Below are 14764 nucleotides of genomic sequence, written 5' to 3'. Positions count from 1 at the left end.
AATGTACACACTCGGATACGGGAAGAAGAAGGCAGACGACAGGGATGACTGGCAGCACCCGCGGCCCCAACGACCCCCGGCGGCGTGAGCGCATCCTCGATGCGGCGCTCGACGTCATCGCCGAGCACGGCGCCATCAAAGTGACCTTTCGCAAGATCGCCTCGGCGGCCGGGGTGCCGCTCGGCTCGCTGACCTACTACTTCGACGACATGCAGCATCTGCTCACCGAGGCGTTCACCCGCCTCGCCGAGTCCGTGTCCATGCGCTACGGGGCGTTGCTCGCTGCGGCGCGCACACCCGAAGAGGCGCAGGAAGCCGTCGTCGAGATCATCTGCGGCAAGGTGTGGGGCACCGACCGCAACCTGCTGCTCAGCTACGAGCTGTACGCGTTCGCCGCCCGTCACCCGGAACTGCTCGAGGTGGTACGCGCCTGGATGCAGGCCAGCCGTCAGTCCCTGGCCCGGCACTTCGACCCCCTGACGGCGCGGGCGCTCGACGCGCTGGTGGAGGGCTTCTCCATCCACAACTCCGTCGACTCCCAGCCCACCGACCGGGCGGGCGTGGCGGCCGTCGTCCGCGCCGTCGCGGCCGGTCGCGCTTCCTAGGAGGTCAGGCTCGGCGCGCCGCCCACACGGTACGTTCGGTGCGTACTGCGACATCGCTGCGGCGCAAGAGGCTGAAGGGGCTCTCGGTGTCGAGCAGTCGGTCCAGGGCGCCGAGGTCCTCAGAGGCTAGGGCGTGGGCGGCGCTGCCGCGCAGGCGCTTCAGGCTGCTGAGCGCGTACCGGCCGACCGACTCGTCGCGTGAGCCGTCGACGTTCACGGTGATCGTGCGCTCGCCCTCGACGGTGAATTCCGCGGCCGCCAGTTTTGGCCCCCAGTCGGCGCCGCGGTGCGGCACGTGCGCGGCGGCGTCGTGCGCGAGGGCGGCGTGGCAGCGTTCCTCAAGGCCGGGCCGCTCCTCCGGAGCGTCGGCGGGCAGGAAACGCGGGAAGTCCGCCAGCTCGACGACGGCGAACAGGCCGCCGGACGCGAGCAGATCATGGACCTTGCCCAGGGTGCGGTCGGGGTCCGCCATGTGGTGCATCGACGCCGACGCCCACACCAGCTCGGGTCGGCCGAGGTCGGGCCAGGCCGCGTCGAGATCGGCCTGCACCGTGCGCACCCGGTCGGCCACCCCGAGCGCCTCGGCCCTTGCCCGCAGGCGGTGGAGATGACTGGCCGACGTGTCGACGGCGGTCACCCGCGCGTCGGGGAAGCGCGAGAGCAGGGCGAAAGTGCCTGCCCCCGTTCCGCATCCCAGGTCCACGATGTGGCGCGGCTTCTCCTTGAGGGGCAGCCACTCGGTGATGGACGCGGTGTGCGCGCCGAGCACTTCCGCGTCCAGATCGAGGATCTCCGCCTGGCCGTCGGCGTCCGGCTCGTGTGGGGAGAGGTGGTGGTCGGCGCCGCCGTGGGCCGGGTGTGAGGAAGCGTGGGTCATGACGGCGACGCTAAGTCGACCATGCTGTGGCGGCACCATGAATCCCGGAGCGCGCAAGAAGATGGTCGGCGGCTGTGCCGTACGCGCAACGGGCGGCCGACCGGTGCGTCAGGAGCCGGGTCGGCCGCTCTCGCCCTTGTCCTGGCGTTGGTGGCCGCGGCGGGCGTCGCGGTCGAAGATGCCCAGGATCTCGCACGGTCCGCCCTCGGCGCCGATGGCGTGGGGGAGCATCGTGGGGAACTCCGCGGCCTGGTTGGTCTCGACGCGCAGGCGCCGGTTGCCGAGCAGCAGGACCGCGGTGCCGGACAGGACGACGAGCCATTCGCGGCCCGGATGGGCGCGCATGCGTGAGGGGTTGTCGGGCGGCGGGTTCGTCATGCGCTGGCGTACGACGCTCATGCCGGGCTCCGCCTTGATCGGCCAGCGCATGAGCCCATGGGCCGTGTCGATCGCCGGGCTGGTGATGACATCGTCGGTGGCGGTCTCGACGAGCTGGTCGAGGGAGGTGTCCAGAGCCCGGGCGAGCGTGACGAGCTGGTCAAGGGCCAGGCGGCGCTGGCCGTTCTCGATGCGGCTGAGCGTGGACTGGCTGACCTTGGCGCGGGCGGCCAGTTCCTCCAGGGACCAGCCCTGCGCCACCCGCAGGGCCCGGATCCGTTTGCGTACCAGGCTGTCCATCTCGCCATTGTCTTGCGTCATAGGCAATAGCGTATGCCCTATCGGCAAAGCGTGCCTATCGTCGTGACCGAAGCCCCCGAACCGCGGGTGCTCGCGTGAAAGGAAGGACGCGACGCCATGTCTGTGACCACTGCCGCGTATGCCACTGACGAGCTGCCGGGCGAGACCGTCGATGCCGTGGTCATCGGCGGCGGCGCCGCGGGCTTGAACGGCGCGCTGATGCTCGCCCGCTCCCGCCGTTCGGTCGTCGTGATCGACAGCGGCACCCCGCGCAACGCACCCGCCGAAGGCGTGCACGGCCTGCTCGGCCTGGAGGGCACGCCGCCCGCCGAACTGCTGCGCCGAGGGCGCGAGGAGGTACGCCGCTACGGCGGTCTTGTCGTGACCGGGGAAGTGACCTCCGCGGCCCCCGCCACCCCCTTGGCCGATGAGGGCGAACCGCGCTTCACGGTCACCCTCGTCGACGGCAGCACGCTGTCGGCGCGCCGCCTGCTCGTCGCCACCGGACTGCGCGACGTCCTGCCCGACGTCCGCGGACTTGCCGAGCACTGGGGGCGCGGCCTGGTGCACTGCCCCTACTGCCACGGCTGGGAGGTGCGCGACGAGCCCATCGGGATCCTCGCCGTGGGCCCGGCCTCCGTCCATCACGCGCTCCTGTTCCGCCAGTTGACCGACGACCTCGTCTACTTCACCCGCGGCACCGGACTCGACGAGGACACCCGTGCGCGCTTCGCCGCTCGCGACATCCGGGTGGTCGACACCCCGGTGACCGAGGTCGTGGCCACCGAGGACGGCGACATCGCGGGGGTGCGCCTGGGCGACGGACGGCTTGTGCCCCGGCGCGTCCTCGCCGTCGCCACCACCATGCGGGCCCGCACCGAGGGCCTGGACCAACTGAGGCTGCCGATGCGGGACCTGCCCGGCGGCATGGGCCGCCACTTCGCCACCGGCACGGCGGGCGCCACCGATGTGCCGGGGGTGTGGGTGGCGGGCAACGCCACCGATCTGTCCGCCCAGGTCGGCGCCTCCGCCGCGGCCGGCGCCCTGGCCGGTGCCCGCATCAACGCCGACCTGGTCGCCGCCGACACCGAAGCGGCCCTCGGCCCCGCACGGCGCGGCGGAGGTTTCGGGGCCGGGAACGGCACGACGGGAAATCCCAACTGAAGGAGTGATCTATACGCTCGGAGGAGTGACGCTCCTTGCTGGGGCGCCGCCGGTGTTGTGACCATCGCCGGATGGACGGACAGAAGCGGCAGGCCCAGCTGGACGGCGTCGCCGAGACGACGCTATGGACGTTGCACCACCGCGCTCTGGCCGCGAAGGACCCTGGCTCGGCACTGCTCGACCCGAAGGCGATCGAGGTCATCGACACGGTCGACTACCCCTTCGAGCAGCGGTTCGGCACCGGTAACTGGGGCCTGGCACAAGGAATGGCGGTACGGGCGCGCTGCTACGACCGAGAGGTGCGCCGCTTCCTCAGCGACCACCCGGACGGCACGGTCGTCTCGCTCGGGGAGGGCCTGGAGACGCAGTTCTGGCGGGTGGACAACGGCAGGGTGCGCTGGCTCGCGGTCGATCTGCCCGAAGTCGCCGCGTTGCGGCAGCGGTTGCTGCCGGACGCGCCACGCCACCGGACGCTGCCCTGCTCGGCCACCGATGCGCGGTGGATGGACGAGGTCGACGCCTCGCGAGGGCTGCTGATCCTCGCCCAGGGGATGCTGATGTATCTCACACGGGATGTGGTGCACCGGCTCATCGAGGGGTGCGCCGCCCGCTTCCCCGGAGCGGACCTGGTCTTCGACACCCCGCCTGCCTGGATGGCCGCCCGCACCGTACGGGGGCGTTGGAGTTACCCCGCCGGGTACCGTCCGCCGCCGATGCTCTGGGGGATGACACCGGGCGAGCGGCGGAAGCTGCGCACGGTGCACCCGAACATCGCGGCCGTGCGGGGAGTCCGCGAACCACGGGGCCGCGGGCTCCTCTGCGGCTGGCTCATGCCGTTGGCCAACTTCCTTCCTGCGATCCGCACGCGCAAACCGCTCTGGGTCACGCGTGTGTCGTTCGGCCTGACAGAACATCACCAAGGAGTCAACAGATGACGGATCGCCTGGAAGCCGAGCGGGAGCAAGCCCCCCGGTGGGCTCCGCGAGAGCCGCGCCGGGCGCGGGTCGACGAATGGCCACCGCGAGTGTCGGAGGTGTCGGAGCAGCGTTCGGTCCTCATCGAAGGCACCACGCTGCGCCTGCGGGAGTTCGTGCCCAGCGATGTCGAAGGCGTACTCGACATCTTCGGTGACCCTCGCACGACCCGCGAGTTCGGTATGCCGCCCTTTCGGCGCCACGACGCCGCGGCACTCGTCGAGCAGGCGAGGGCCGGTGCTCGGCGGACTCCGCGCTCGCACTACCGCCTCGGCGTCAGCGAGATCGCCACGGGTGAGTTGATCGGCTCGGCGAAGCTGATCGTCGAGGACCAGTCGTCCGAGGGCGGGATGGTCCGCGTCGGCTACCGCAGCGCGGAGGTGGGGCTGGCCCTGCGCGCCGACCGGGTGAGCGTGGGCCACAGCGTCGAGATCGGCTTCCTGCTCGGCGTCCTGGGATTCGACCGGCTCGGCCTGCACCGGGTCTGGTCGGGATTCATGCCGTCGAACGTCGCCGCGCAGCGGGCCATCGAGAAGGCCGGCATGGTCCGTGAGGGACGGTTGCGGCACTACGGCCATGTGGACGGCGTGTGGCACGACATCGTGCAGTACTCCATCCTCGAGGACGACTGGAAGGCACTGCGCGGCCGCTGAGGATCGCGAGCCGCGCTACAGGGACGACGTCGAGGCGAGCCTCGGACGCGCCGCTCGGCGGCGCCCGCCCAAGGACTTCGTCCCCCTGGAGTTGCGTAGCCCTGCACAGCTCCCCGGCGCGCCCACCCTATATGTCGGTTACTTGCCGATATGCATGACTCATGACCGTTTTGGTCCTGGCCCACTTCGTCGTGGCGCTCTGCGCCGCCCCGCTCGTCCGCCGTGCCGGTCCGCGCGCTTTCATCGTGCTCGCGCTGCCGCCCGCGGCAGCGCTCGCCTGGGCGCTCTGCCAGTGGGGCACGGTGACGGGCGGCGGAGCGCGTACCGAGGCGTGGTCGTGGATCGAGGCCTACGACGTCGACGTGGCGTTCCGGCTCGACGCGCTCTCCCTCGTGATGGTGCTACTCGCCGCCGGGATCGGGGCGCTCGTACTGCTGTACTGCGTGAGCTACTTCGATCCTGGGACGCGGCAGTTGGGGGCGTTCGGCGGAAACCTCCTCGCCTTCGCCGGGGCGATGCTGGGGCTCGTTCTCGCCGACGACCTGATGACCCTGTATCTGTTCTGGGAACTGACGACCGTCCTGTCCTTCCTCTTGATCGGGTACGACAGCGAGAAGCGGGGGAGCCGCCGTTCCGCACTTCAGGCGCTGACGGTGACCACGGTGGGCGGACTCGCCATGTTCGTGGGATTCCTGATGCTGGGTCACGCGGCGGGCACGTACCGGATCTCCCGGATCCTTCAGTCGCCGCCCCCGGCCGACGCCACGCTCTCGGTCGCGCTTGTGCTGATCCTGGCCGGGGCGCTCGCCAAGTCGGCGGTGTGGCCGCTGAGCCTCTGGCTGCCGAACGCGATGGCCGCTCCCACCCCCGTCAGCGCCTATCTGCACGCGGCGGCGATGGTGAAGGCGGGCGTGTATCTGGTGGCGCGGCTCGCCCCCGCGTTCGCGGACGTCACGCCGTGGCGGCCGGTGCTCCTCAGCCTGGGCACGGCGACCATGCTGCTTGGCGGCTGGCGCGCGCTGCGCCTCAACGACCTCAAGCTGGTGCTCGCGTACGGGACCGTGAGCCAACTCGGCTTCCTGGTCGTGCTCGCGGGGGACGGCTCGTACAACACCGCGCTCGCGGCCGGGGCGATGATCCTCGGGCACGCGCTGTTCAAGGCGCCGCTGTTCCTGGTGACCGGGATCGTCGATCACGCGTCGGGGACGCGCGACCTGCGACGCCTGTCCGGTGTGGGGCGGGCGCTGCCATGGGTGGCCGTCGTCGCCGTCGTCGCGGGCGCGTCGATGATCGCGATGGTGCCGCTGCTCGGGTTCGTGGCGAAGGAGGCCGCGTTCGAGGCGCTTGTGCACGGCAGTGTCGCCGAGCGGTGGGTGCTTGCCCTGATCGTGGTGGGCTCCGCGCTCACCACCGCGTACACACTGCGTTTCCTGTGGGGCGCGTTCGCCCGTAAGCCGGGCGTCGCCGACACCGCCGTCCACCGCGTCGGCCCCGCCTTCCTCGCGCCGCCCGCGCTGCTCGCCGCGGGCTCGCTGGTGCTCGGCCCCGGGATCGGGTGGGTGGCGCCTCTCTTCGAGGCGTACGCGGCGCAGTACCCCGTCCCCGCGCGCCCCTATCACCTCGCGCTGTGGCACGGATTCGGGCCCGCGCTCGGTCTGTCCGCGCTCGCCTGGGCGGGGGGTGCCGTGCTGTTCGCGGGGCGGGACGGTATGGCCAGGCTGGGGCGGCGGATCGCGTGGCCGAAGGCGGACGAGGGGTTCGGACGGATCGTGCTCGGTCTGGAGCGGACCGCGCTACAGGTGACGGGCGCGGTGCAGAAGGGGTCACTGCCCGCGTACGTGGCCACCATCCTGGGCGTCGTGCTCGCCGGGCTCATCGCCGTCCTCGTCACCGACCGCCCCTGGCACGGCGCCCCCGCGCCCCGACTCTGGGACACGCCGTGGCAGGCCGCGGTCGCCGCGCTGACCAGCGCGTGCGCCCTGATGTGCCTGGTCGTGCAACGCCGCATGAAGGCGGCCGTGCTCGCGGGCCTGACCGGGTACGGAACGGCTCTTCTGTACGTCGTCCAGGGCGCACCCGATCTGGCGCTCACGCAGTTCGGCGTGGAGACCGTCTCGACCGTGGTCCTGATCCTCGTCCTGCGGCGGCTGCCCGTGCACTTCGGAGAGTCGCTGCGGTCCTGGCGTCGCGTGGCCAGCCTGCTGCTCGCGCTCGGCAGCAGTGTCGTGGTCGCCTGCGCCGTATGGCTTGCGGCGGCCGCGCGGACGGCGGACCCGGCGGGGGCCGCCATGACGGAGGAGACGGCGCACCACGGCCTCAAGGACGTCGTGGCGACGATCCTCGTCGACTTCCGTGCCTGGGACACCATGGGCGAGTCGGCTGTCCTCGCGGTCGCCGTCCTTGGCGTGACGAGCCTGTTGTACGTGCACCGCAGACAGGGCCCGGCAGCCGGTCCGCCGCCCGCGCTGCCCGGCGGGGTGACGGCCTGGTCCCTGGCGACGCCCGCCATCCAGGTGCCGCCCGAGTACCGGCAGGCCGCGCCGGAGCGCAGCTGGCTGATGGCCGGTGACACCCTCGCGCCCGAACACCGCTCCGTCGTCTTCGAGGTGATCGCCCGTCTTGTCTTCCACCCGATCCTGGTGCTCTCGGTGTACCTGCTGCTGTGCGCGGAGAACCTGCCGGGCGGCGGATTCGTCGGCGGACTCGTCGCGGGAGTGGCCCTGATGATCCGCTACCTCGCGGGCGGTCGCCACGAGTTGGCGGCCGCGGCCCCGGCGCACCCAGGCTTCTTCACCGGGCTCGGCCTGGCCCTGTCGACAGGCGTCGCGCTCCTGGGGCTCGCCGATGGGACGGTGCTGCACGCCTGGACGTGGCACGGGCATCTGCCGCTGATCGGGGACTGGCACATGGGCACCGCCATCCTCTTCGACCTGGGGGTCTATCTGCTGGTCCTCGGCGCGGTCCTCGACATCGTCCGCGCCCTCGGATCGAAGATCGACCAGCAGACGGAAGCCAAGGCCGGGCTCGCGCTCGCCGGAGAGGGGGAACGGTGACCGTCAGCCTGACCTTGCTGGTCTGCGCCGTCGTCCTGACGGCCGTCGGCGCGGTTCTCATCCACACCCGCAGCCTGACCCGGGTGCTCATCGGCGTCATCGTGTGCGGCAACGGCGTCAATCTCCTTGTCCTGGCCACAACCGGGCGGGCCGGGGCTCCGCCGCTCCTGTACCCGGGTGTCGCCCACGCGCGGGTCACCGATCCGCTGCCCCAGGCCATCGCGCTGACCGCCGTCGTCATCACCCTCGCCACCACGGCGTTCCTGCTCGCGATGGTGTACCGCAGCAGCCAGTTGACCGGCTCCGACTTCGTGCCGGACGACGTGGAGGACCGGCGCGTCGTCCTGCGCGCGGAGATCCGCGAGGAGCGCGCCGAGCTGCGCGAACTGCACCGCGACGAAGGGCCGCGCGCCTGGCGCGACGAACGCCGCGAGCAGCGTCACCGGCTGCGCGCCGACCGTGCCTTCCAGGCTCGCGCCCGGGACGCCACGGGCGACCTGTGGGACGACATCCTCGGCGCGGACCCGCCCCGACCGCCCAGCCCCGCACGGCAGGAGAACGACCCCCGGTGAACGCCCTCGTCCCGCTGCCCGTCGTGCTGCCACTGACCGCCTGCGGCCTGAGCATGTTCATCGGGCCCCGGCTGCGCCTGCTGCACCGCCTGATCGGCATCGGCGTACTCGCCGCCGTCCTCGCCGTCGACATCGTCCTGCTCGTCGAGGCCGACCGAGGGGGCCCGCTCGTCGTCCACCTCGGCGACTTCGCGCCGCCGCTCGGGGTGACCCTGGTCGTCGACCGGCTCGCCGCGCTGATGCTGACCGTGTCCGGTGCCGTCACCCTCATCGTCCTGATCTACGCCCTTGGCCAGGACATGGTCGACCGCGAGGAGCGCGCTCCGATCGCCGTCTTCCACCCCGCCTACCTGGTGCTTGTCTCAGGGGTCTCGCTCACGTTCCTCGCGGGCGACCTCGTGAACCTCTACGTCGGCTTCGAGATCATGCTGATGGCCAGCTTCGTGCTGCTCACGGTGGGCGGCACCGAGCCGCGCCTGCGGGCCGGTTCGACGTACGTCGTCGTCTCCCTCGTCTCGTCGCTGGTGTTCCTCGCGGGCATCGCGGTCGCCTACGCGGCCTGCGGCACCCTCAACTTCGCGCAGCTCGCCGTCCGCCTGTCCGAACTGCCCATGGGCGTACGGGGGTTGATCGAGGCGCTGCTGCTTACCGTGTTCGGTGTCAAGGCCGCCGTCTTCCCGGTGGCCGCCTGGCTGCCCGACTCCTATCCGACGGCGCCCGCTCCGGTGACGGCCGTCTTCGCCGGGCTGCTCACCAAGGTCGGCGTGTACTCGATACTGCGCTCCGAGACCCTGCTGTTCCCCGGCAACCGGCTCTCACTCCTGTTCATGGCGGTCGCGTTCGCGTCCCTGCTGATCGGGGTCCTCGGTGCGGTCGCCCAGACCGACCTCAAACGGCTGCTCTCCTTCACTCTCGTCAGCCACATCGGCTTCATGCTGTACGGAATCGCACTGGGCAGCAGGGACGGCATCGGTGGCGCCATCGTCTACACGGCGCACCACATCACCGTACAGACGACGCTGTTCCTGGCTGCCGGACTGCTCGAAAGGCGCTACGGCACAACGGAGTTGACGCGGCTGGGAGGGGCGGCGCGTACCGCGCCGCTGCTGGCGGTGCTGTGGTTCGTGCCCGCCATGAACCTCGCCGGGATCCCGCCCCTGTCCGGCTTCATCGGCAAGCTGGGGCTGATGCGGGCGGGCGCGGCGGACGGCGGCACCGACGCGTACGTCCTGCTCGGCGCCTGCGCGGTCGCCAGCCTCCTGACGCTGTACGTGATGGTAAAGGTGTGGAACCTGGCGTTCTGGCGGGCCGCACCCTCCCAACTGCCTCTGGAGGGAACAGTGTTGGAGGACGTCGACGACAGCGACGACAGCGACGACAGCGACGACAGTGATGCTTCGGAGAGACCCCGGAGCACCGGCGCGGTGGCCGTCGCCCCCGCGGGCGCCTGCGTCCGCACCACGGCTCGGGTGCCACGCGTGATGGTCGGTGCGACCGTCGCCGCCGTGCTGCTCGGCCTCTCCTACACCGTGCTCGCCGCCCCCCTGACGGGCATCGCCGACCGTTCGGCCGCTGAGATCCTCGCTCGGACCCCGTACATCGCGGCGGTGCTCGGCCCGTGAGTTCTCCTGAATCGAAGAGCCGCCCGCGCCGCCTCGACCTGTCGCTGATCGCCTGGCTCACGGTGATCTGGATGCTGCTGTGGTCGGGGCCGACCTGGGGCAACCTGGTCAGCGGCATCCTCGTCTCCGTCGCGCTGTGCCTGGTCTTCCCGCTGCCCGCCGTCGAACTCGACCTGCGCCTGCGTCCGCTAGGCATCCTGCGGCTCGCCGGTTATCTGGCGTACGACATGGTGGCCTCCAGCGCCACGGTGACCCGCCAGGCCCTGGGCGGCCGCAGGCGCCCCGCCGCGGTGATCGCCGTCCAACTGCGGTGCCGCACCGACCTGATGATCGCGGCGACCGCTGTGGCCGTCTCCTGCGTTCCCGGCGGTGCCCTGGTCGAGGTGAACGGATCCACCGCCACCTTGTACCTGCACATGTCCGACGCCGACGACAACGACGCGGTACGCCGCACCCGCCGCGACGCGTGGCGCCTGGAGTCACTCGTCGTACGGGCCTTCGGTACCCGCGCCGAGATCGCACGCGTCGCCGTGGACCCCGGACCCGTACCTCCAGTGCCTCCCGCACCTCCCGCGTCTCCCGCACGAAAGGACCCCCGGCCGTGACCTCTGTGGACGCCGTCCTGCTCGACGCCGCCCTGGCGGTGATCCTGCTCGCGGGCGCACTCCTGTTGATCCGTATCTGGCGCGGCCCGTCCATGCTCGACCGCGCGGTGGGTTTCGATGTCGCCGCGGCACTGATCGTGGCCGGGATCGGGGTGCAGGCGGCCTCCACCCGTACCCGCTACTACCTGTCGATCATGCTGGTGATCGCCTTCCTCGGGTTCACGAGTTCCGTGGGCATCGCCCGCTTCATCGCCGTACGCGACCGCCCCAAGCTGCCCACCACCCAGCCCAAGGAGGGCCCGTGAGCAACTGGCACCACGCGGCCGATGTCGCAGGGGCGGCCTTGCTGCTCATCGGCGCCCTGGTCTGCCTGACCGGCGTCATCGGCCTGCTGCGCCTGCCCGACGTCCTCGCCCGGAGCAGCGCCGCCACCAACCCGCAGACGCTCGGCATCCTCCTGCTCACCGCGGGCGTCGCGCTGCGGCTGCGCTCGTGGGTCGACCTGGGCACGCTCGCCCTTGTGGTGTTCTTCCAACTCCTGACAAGCCCGGTCGCCGCGCACCTGGTGGCGCGCGTCGCCTACCGCACGGGGCAGACCGGCGACTGCGCCCTGCTCTTCGACGAGCTCGCCGGGGCGCAGTCGGTCGCGGCGAACCGGGACGACGGGTCGTAGAAATTCGAGCCTCCGGGGAGAGCGCCGTACTCGGGGAACACCACCGCCGCCCGGACGCCGACCGCGAACGACCCTCGCCCGTACGCTGCCCGTCGGCCCCTAGAGACGGTGGTCCACTCCTCGTCCACGTCCGGCGTTGCCCGGGGGAGCGTCCTCGCGATCACGGTGCGGGGTTCGCGCGCACCGGGTGTTTGCTCAGAATGGAGACGCGGTTGAAGGCGTTGATGGCGATCGCCACCCAGATGACCGCGGAGAGCTCGTCGTCGGTGAGGAGCTCGCGTGCCGTGTCGTAGGCGCTCGCTTGCAGGGTGCTGTCCGCCGGTGTGATGGTCGCCTCGGCCAGGGCGAGGGCCGCGCGTTCCCGATCCGTGAACAACTCGGTGTCACGCCAGGCCTCCAGCACGCCCAGACGCCGGGTGGTCTCGCCCGCCCGCAGCGCCGCCCGGGTATGGAGGTCGAGGCAGTAGGCGCAGCCGTTGATCTGTGAGACGCGGAGGTTGATCAGTTCCACGAGGATGCGGTCGAGACCGGCCTCGTCCGTCTTCCGGTCTGCTGTGCGCTTCAGGAGCGACAGGACTTAGTATCAGGCGTAGTTGTTGAATATAGAACCACTTTTGAGGAGGGGCGTGCGATGAGCGACGTCGAGGTGCTGTCGGCGAGAGACGTGCCCTTGGGCGGGCCGCGGGCGATGACCGTACGGCGTACGTTGCCGCAGCGGGCTCGGACGCTGATCGGGGCCTGGTGCTTCGTCGACCACTACGGCCCCGACGACGTGGCCGTGTCGGGCGGCATGGATGTCGCCCCGCATCCGCACATCGGCCTGCAGACCGTGAGCTGGCTGTTCAGCGGGGAGATCGAACACCGCGACAGCATGGGCAGCCACGCCATGGTGCGGCCCGGAGAGCTCAACCTGATGACGGGCGGGCACGGCATCAGCCACACGGAGGTCTCCACGCCGAGCACCACGATCCTCCACGGCGTCCAACTGTGGGTGGCGCTCCCCGGGCGACACCGGGACACCGGCCGGGACTTCCGGCACCATGTGCCCGCCCCGGTCCGGGTCGGCGGGGCGGACATACGCGTGTTCCTGGGGTCCCTGGCCGGTGACACCTCGCCGGTGCCGACCTTCACGCCCCTGCTCGGTGCCGAAATCCTCCTCGATCCGGGAGCGACCACGACCCTGGAGACGGACGCCGGCTTCGAGCACGGACTGCTCGTCGACCAGGGGGCGGTCCGCATGGCCGGAACATCGCTGCACGCCGCGGATCTGGGATACCTCGGCACGGGCCACGACACGTTGACGCTGACGAACGAGACGAACTCCCGGGCCCGGTTGGTCCTGTTGGGCGGAGCGCCGTTCGAGGAGCGGATCGTCATGTGGTGGAACTTCATCGGGCGGTCCCAGGAGGATATCGCACGGGCGCGTTCGGACTGGATGAGCGGGACCCGGTTCGGTGAGGTGAAGGGGTATGACGGTGATCCGCTCCCCGCCCCGGAACTGCCGTCAGTGCCGCTGAAACCGCGGGGTCGTGTGCGCTGAGCTGGGCGATTCCCGTCCTCGAAGAGATCCGCGTCCCCCGGCAGGCTGGTGGACGACCGCGCACCCGGCCCGACCATATCGGGCGAAATGAGCGTACTCGTCACGCCGCAACCGGCGGCACCTGCGCAGACGCCAGATCAAGCACACGATCCCCGAGCCGAGAGACCAGCGGGCCAACCGCCGGCCGCCGCGGCAGCCAAGGCGGTCGGCCCACAGAGTTCGACAAGGCGAACTACCGGCGCCGCAACGAGGTCGAGCGGACAATCAACCGGCTCAAGAGCTTCCGCGCCGTCGCCACGCGCTTCGACAAACGGGCGTACGTCTTCCACGGAACGGTCACCGTGGTGGCGATCTGCCTATGGCTCCATCCGGAGTGAAGGGCCCCGTTCAGAGATCCTTGACACCCGGGTAGTGGTGGCGAAGTTCGCTGAGTATGCGCTCGTCGACAGCCCTGACGTCCCACGAGGAGTTGTCGAATTCGGTCAGAACGAGCACCAGTTCGTCCCCGGCGAACCCATACGCTTCGGCATCGATCAGATGGAGGAAGTCGTCAGCGACACAAGGTCAACGTGTCCATGCCGGCGTCGGCGGACTGCCTCTCCATCTCGACACAGCGAGGATCGACGATCTCGTCGAACTCGACGCGCCACGTGAGGTCCAAGCCGAAGCTGCCGAGGCGAACCAGTAGCTCAGCCAGGGACACGTAGTGCTTTCCGTGCCAGCCGGAAACGTGATCCCCTTCATCCTTGCCTCTGCCTCGGCTGTATCGCGTGACATGCGATCCCCCCTTAGTTCCAGCGAACAGCAGGCCACGTCCCTGAGAACCCGTTCGTGAACACGCCGGAAGGTGCCGGTGGGGCACGTTGACTTGGGCGCCAGGGGCCATATTCGGGTGATCCGTACGTATCCCTCCCATTCCGGCTGCTACTTTAAGTAGTCGACCAACTACGAACGTGAAGGGGGCGCTCGTGAGCATCCACCCCGAAGTCCTGTGGGCCCAGCGCAGCAGTGACACCGATGAGTCCAGGAACGTGGTGTTCCTGACCGTCAACCTCCCACACATCGAAGAGGAGACGCTCAGGTTCGATCTGCAGCCCAGGCGGGTCACGTTCAGCGCCTCGGCAGGCCGGGGGACGGACCGCCGCGACTACGCCTTCGACCTGGAGCTCCACGCCGACATCGTCCCGGAGCGGTCGACCAAGAAGCTCAGCACACGCGGCCTGTCGCTCGTGCTACAAAAACGCGAGACGGAGCTGGAGTACTGGCCCCGCCTGACGAGCGAGAAAACGAGGTCCCCCTTCATCAAGACGGACTTCAGCAAGTGGGTGGATGAGGACGAGCAGGGCAATCCCGCCGGCGACGATGACTTCGCCGACGTTCTCCGCTAACTGCCCTGTCGTACGTGGCCCCGTTGCCAGCAAACGGGGCCACGCCTCTTTCTCCCGCAGCGTCCCCGTTCCCCTTCAGCAGCACGGGTTCACGAACGGGTTCTGATCAGCTCATACGACCCATCGGACAGGCCCTGGACCGCTTGGTGAGACGGCCGCGCGGCGGCCGTCTCGGCCGGGCTGACGCCCAGGCGCAGGCTGCTACCGATGCCGTCCTGCTCGACGTGGGCTTCGAAGCCGTTTACCGCCGCCCGATCTCCCTGCTGCTGCGTCCGGGACCGTCGCAACCGGCCCTGACGCAGCAGCGGCACACCACACGGAGCAGGCCCGGACTGCGGTCGGTCCGGGCCTGCTCCGTGT

General features: G+C 70.4%; 15 protein-coding genes and 2 pseudogenes. 14 read left to right on the top strand and 3 right to left on the bottom strand.

Annotation, left to right across the window (positions count from 1 at the left end; all coding sequences use genetic code 11):
* The first annotated feature begins 44 nt into the window (after positions 1-44).
* Positions 45-605: a TetR/AcrR family transcriptional regulator gene (locus tag ACFVXC_RS38150; protein ID WP_389915429.1), complete on the top strand. Its 561-nt coding sequence runs from the start codon at positions 45-47 to the stop codon at positions 603-605.
* A 4-nt stretch (positions 606-609) separates the two neighbouring features.
* Here the strand turns inward: ACFVXC_RS38150 and ACFVXC_RS38145 are convergent, their stop codons facing one another.
* Both ACFVXC_RS38145 and ACFVXC_RS38140 read right to left on the bottom strand, forming a co-directional pair.
* Positions 610-1482, bottom strand: coding sequence for a class I SAM-dependent methyltransferase (locus tag ACFVXC_RS38145; protein ID WP_389915426.1), 873 nt, complete (start codon positions 1480-1482; stop codon positions 610-612).
* A 108-nt stretch (positions 1483-1590) separates the two neighbouring features.
* Complete coding sequence (locus ACFVXC_RS38140; RefSeq protein ID WP_389915424.1) at positions 1591-2181, bottom strand: helix-turn-helix domain-containing protein; 591 nt, start codon at positions 2179-2181, stop codon at positions 1591-1593.
* A 96-nt stretch (positions 2182-2277) separates the two neighbouring features.
* On the opposite strand from ACFVXC_RS38140, the gene ACFVXC_RS38135 reads away from it, so the two are divergent.
* The 9 genes from ACFVXC_RS38135 (at position 2278) to mnhG (ending at position 11476) form a co-directional block, all read left to right on the top strand.
* Positions 2278-3324 carry an NAD(P)/FAD-dependent oxidoreductase gene (locus ACFVXC_RS38135; RefSeq protein WP_389915422.1) on the top strand — a complete coding sequence of 349 codons (1047 nt, stop codon included), beginning with the start codon at positions 2278-2280 and terminating at the stop codon, positions 3322-3324.
* Between the two features lie 71 nt (positions 3325-3395).
* Entirely contained in the window at positions 3396-4259 is an 864-nt protein-coding gene (locus ACFVXC_RS38130) for a class I SAM-dependent methyltransferase (RefSeq protein WP_389915419.1), read from the top strand.
* Entirely contained in the window at positions 4256-4951 is a 696-nt protein-coding gene (locus tag ACFVXC_RS38125) for a GNAT family N-acetyltransferase (RefSeq protein ID WP_389915416.1), read from the top strand. Before ACFVXC_RS38130 ends, ACFVXC_RS38125 begins: the two co-directional genes overlap by 4 nt.
* 161 nt (positions 4952-5112) lie before the next feature.
* Complete coding sequence (locus tag ACFVXC_RS38120; RefSeq protein WP_389915414.1) at positions 5113-8004, top strand: Na+/H+ antiporter subunit A; 2892 nt, start codon at positions 5113-5115, stop codon at positions 8002-8004.
* Positions 8001-8576, top strand: a complete 576-nt coding sequence (locus tag ACFVXC_RS38115) for a Na(+)/H(+) antiporter subunit C (RefSeq protein ID WP_389915411.1) — start codon at positions 8001-8003, stop codon at positions 8574-8576. The genes ACFVXC_RS38120 and ACFVXC_RS38115 overlap by 4 nt, the downstream gene beginning before the upstream one ends.
* On the top strand, positions 8573-10198 hold the full coding sequence (locus tag ACFVXC_RS38110; protein ID WP_389915409.1) for a Na+/H+ antiporter subunit D: 1626 nt from the start codon (positions 8573-8575) through the stop codon (positions 10196-10198). Before ACFVXC_RS38115 ends, ACFVXC_RS38110 begins: the two co-directional genes overlap by 4 nt.
* Positions 10195-10803, top strand: a complete 609-nt coding sequence (locus ACFVXC_RS38105) for a Na+/H+ antiporter subunit E (RefSeq protein WP_389915407.1) — start codon at positions 10195-10197, stop codon at positions 10801-10803. The genes ACFVXC_RS38110 and ACFVXC_RS38105 overlap by 4 nt, the downstream gene beginning before the upstream one ends.
* Positions 10800-11108: a monovalent cation/H+ antiporter complex subunit F gene (locus ACFVXC_RS38100; protein WP_389915404.1), complete on the top strand. Its 309-nt coding sequence runs from the start codon at positions 10800-10802 to the stop codon at positions 11106-11108. Before ACFVXC_RS38105 ends, ACFVXC_RS38100 begins: the two co-directional genes overlap by 4 nt.
* On the top strand, positions 11105-11476 hold the full coding sequence (gene mnhG, locus ACFVXC_RS38095; RefSeq protein WP_389915402.1) for a monovalent cation/H(+) antiporter subunit G: 372 nt from the start codon (positions 11105-11107) through the stop codon (positions 11474-11476). The genes ACFVXC_RS38100 and mnhG overlap by 4 nt, the downstream gene beginning before the upstream one ends.
* A 160-nt stretch (positions 11477-11636) precedes the next feature.
* Here the strand turns inward: mnhG and ACFVXC_RS38090 are convergent.
* Positions 11637-12011, bottom strand: a pseudogene (locus ACFVXC_RS38090) (carboxymuconolactone decarboxylase family protein); the annotation flags it as partial.
* 96 nt (positions 12012-12107) lie between these two features.
* On the opposite strand from ACFVXC_RS38090, the gene ACFVXC_RS38085 reads away from it, so the two are divergent.
* The 4 genes and pseudogenes from ACFVXC_RS38085 to ACFVXC_RS38070 form a co-directional block, all read left to right on the top strand.
* On the top strand, positions 12108-13016 hold the full coding sequence (locus ACFVXC_RS38085) for a pirin family protein (RefSeq protein ID WP_389915400.1): 909 nt from the start codon (positions 12108-12110) through the stop codon (positions 13014-13016).
* Between the two features lie 8 nt (positions 13017-13024).
* Positions 13025-13393 (top strand): annotated as a pseudogene (locus tag ACFVXC_RS38080) (transposase); the annotation flags it as partial.
* Positions 13394-13984: 591 nt separating this feature from the next.
* The gene (locus ACFVXC_RS38075; RefSeq protein ID WP_389915398.1) at positions 13985-14404 is read left to right on the top strand and encodes a p23/wos2 family protein; all 420 of its coding nucleotides are present in this window, start codon (positions 13985-13987) and stop codon (positions 14402-14404) included.
* Between the two features lie 146 nt (positions 14405-14550).
* Positions 14551-14764: hypothetical protein (locus ACFVXC_RS38070; RefSeq protein WP_389915395.1), on the top strand; the 214-nt coding region annotated here is incomplete at its 3' end.

Source organism: Streptomyces sp. NPDC058257, assembly GCF_042881845.1.
Classification (GTDB): domain Bacteria; phylum Actinomycetota; class Actinomycetes; order Streptomycetales; family Streptomycetaceae; genus Streptomyces.
This window is presented reverse-complemented; position numbering and strand designations above follow the sequence as displayed.

Excerpts from the sequence above, each read along its gene's own strand:
- ACFVXC_RS38150 (WP_389915429.1), top strand. The coding sequence starts at position 45 with ATGACTGGCAGCACCCGCGGCCCCAACGACCCCCGGCGGCGTGAGCGC.
- ACFVXC_RS38145 (WP_389915426.1), bottom strand. The coding sequence starts at position 1,482 with ATGACCCACGCTTCCTCACACCCGGCCCACGGCGGCGCCGACCACCAC.
- ACFVXC_RS38140 (WP_389915424.1), bottom strand. The coding sequence starts at position 2,181 with ATGACGCAAGACAATGGCGAGATGGACAGCCTGGTACGCAAACGGATC.
- ACFVXC_RS38135 (WP_389915422.1), top strand. The coding sequence starts at position 2,278 with ATGTCTGTGACCACTGCCGCGTATGCCACTGACGAGCTGCCGGGCGAG.
- ACFVXC_RS38130 (WP_389915419.1), top strand. The coding sequence starts at position 3,396 with ATGGACGGACAGAAGCGGCAGGCCCAGCTGGACGGCGTCGCCGAGACG.
- ACFVXC_RS38125 (WP_389915416.1), top strand. The coding sequence starts at position 4,256 with ATGACGGATCGCCTGGAAGCCGAGCGGGAGCAAGCCCCCCGGTGGGCT.
- ACFVXC_RS38120 (WP_389915414.1), top strand. The coding sequence starts at position 5,113 with ATGACCGTTTTGGTCCTGGCCCACTTCGTCGTGGCGCTCTGCGCCGCC.
- ACFVXC_RS38085 (WP_389915400.1), top strand. The coding sequence starts at position 12,108 with ATGAGCGACGTCGAGGTGCTGTCGGCGAGAGACGTGCCCTTGGGCGGG.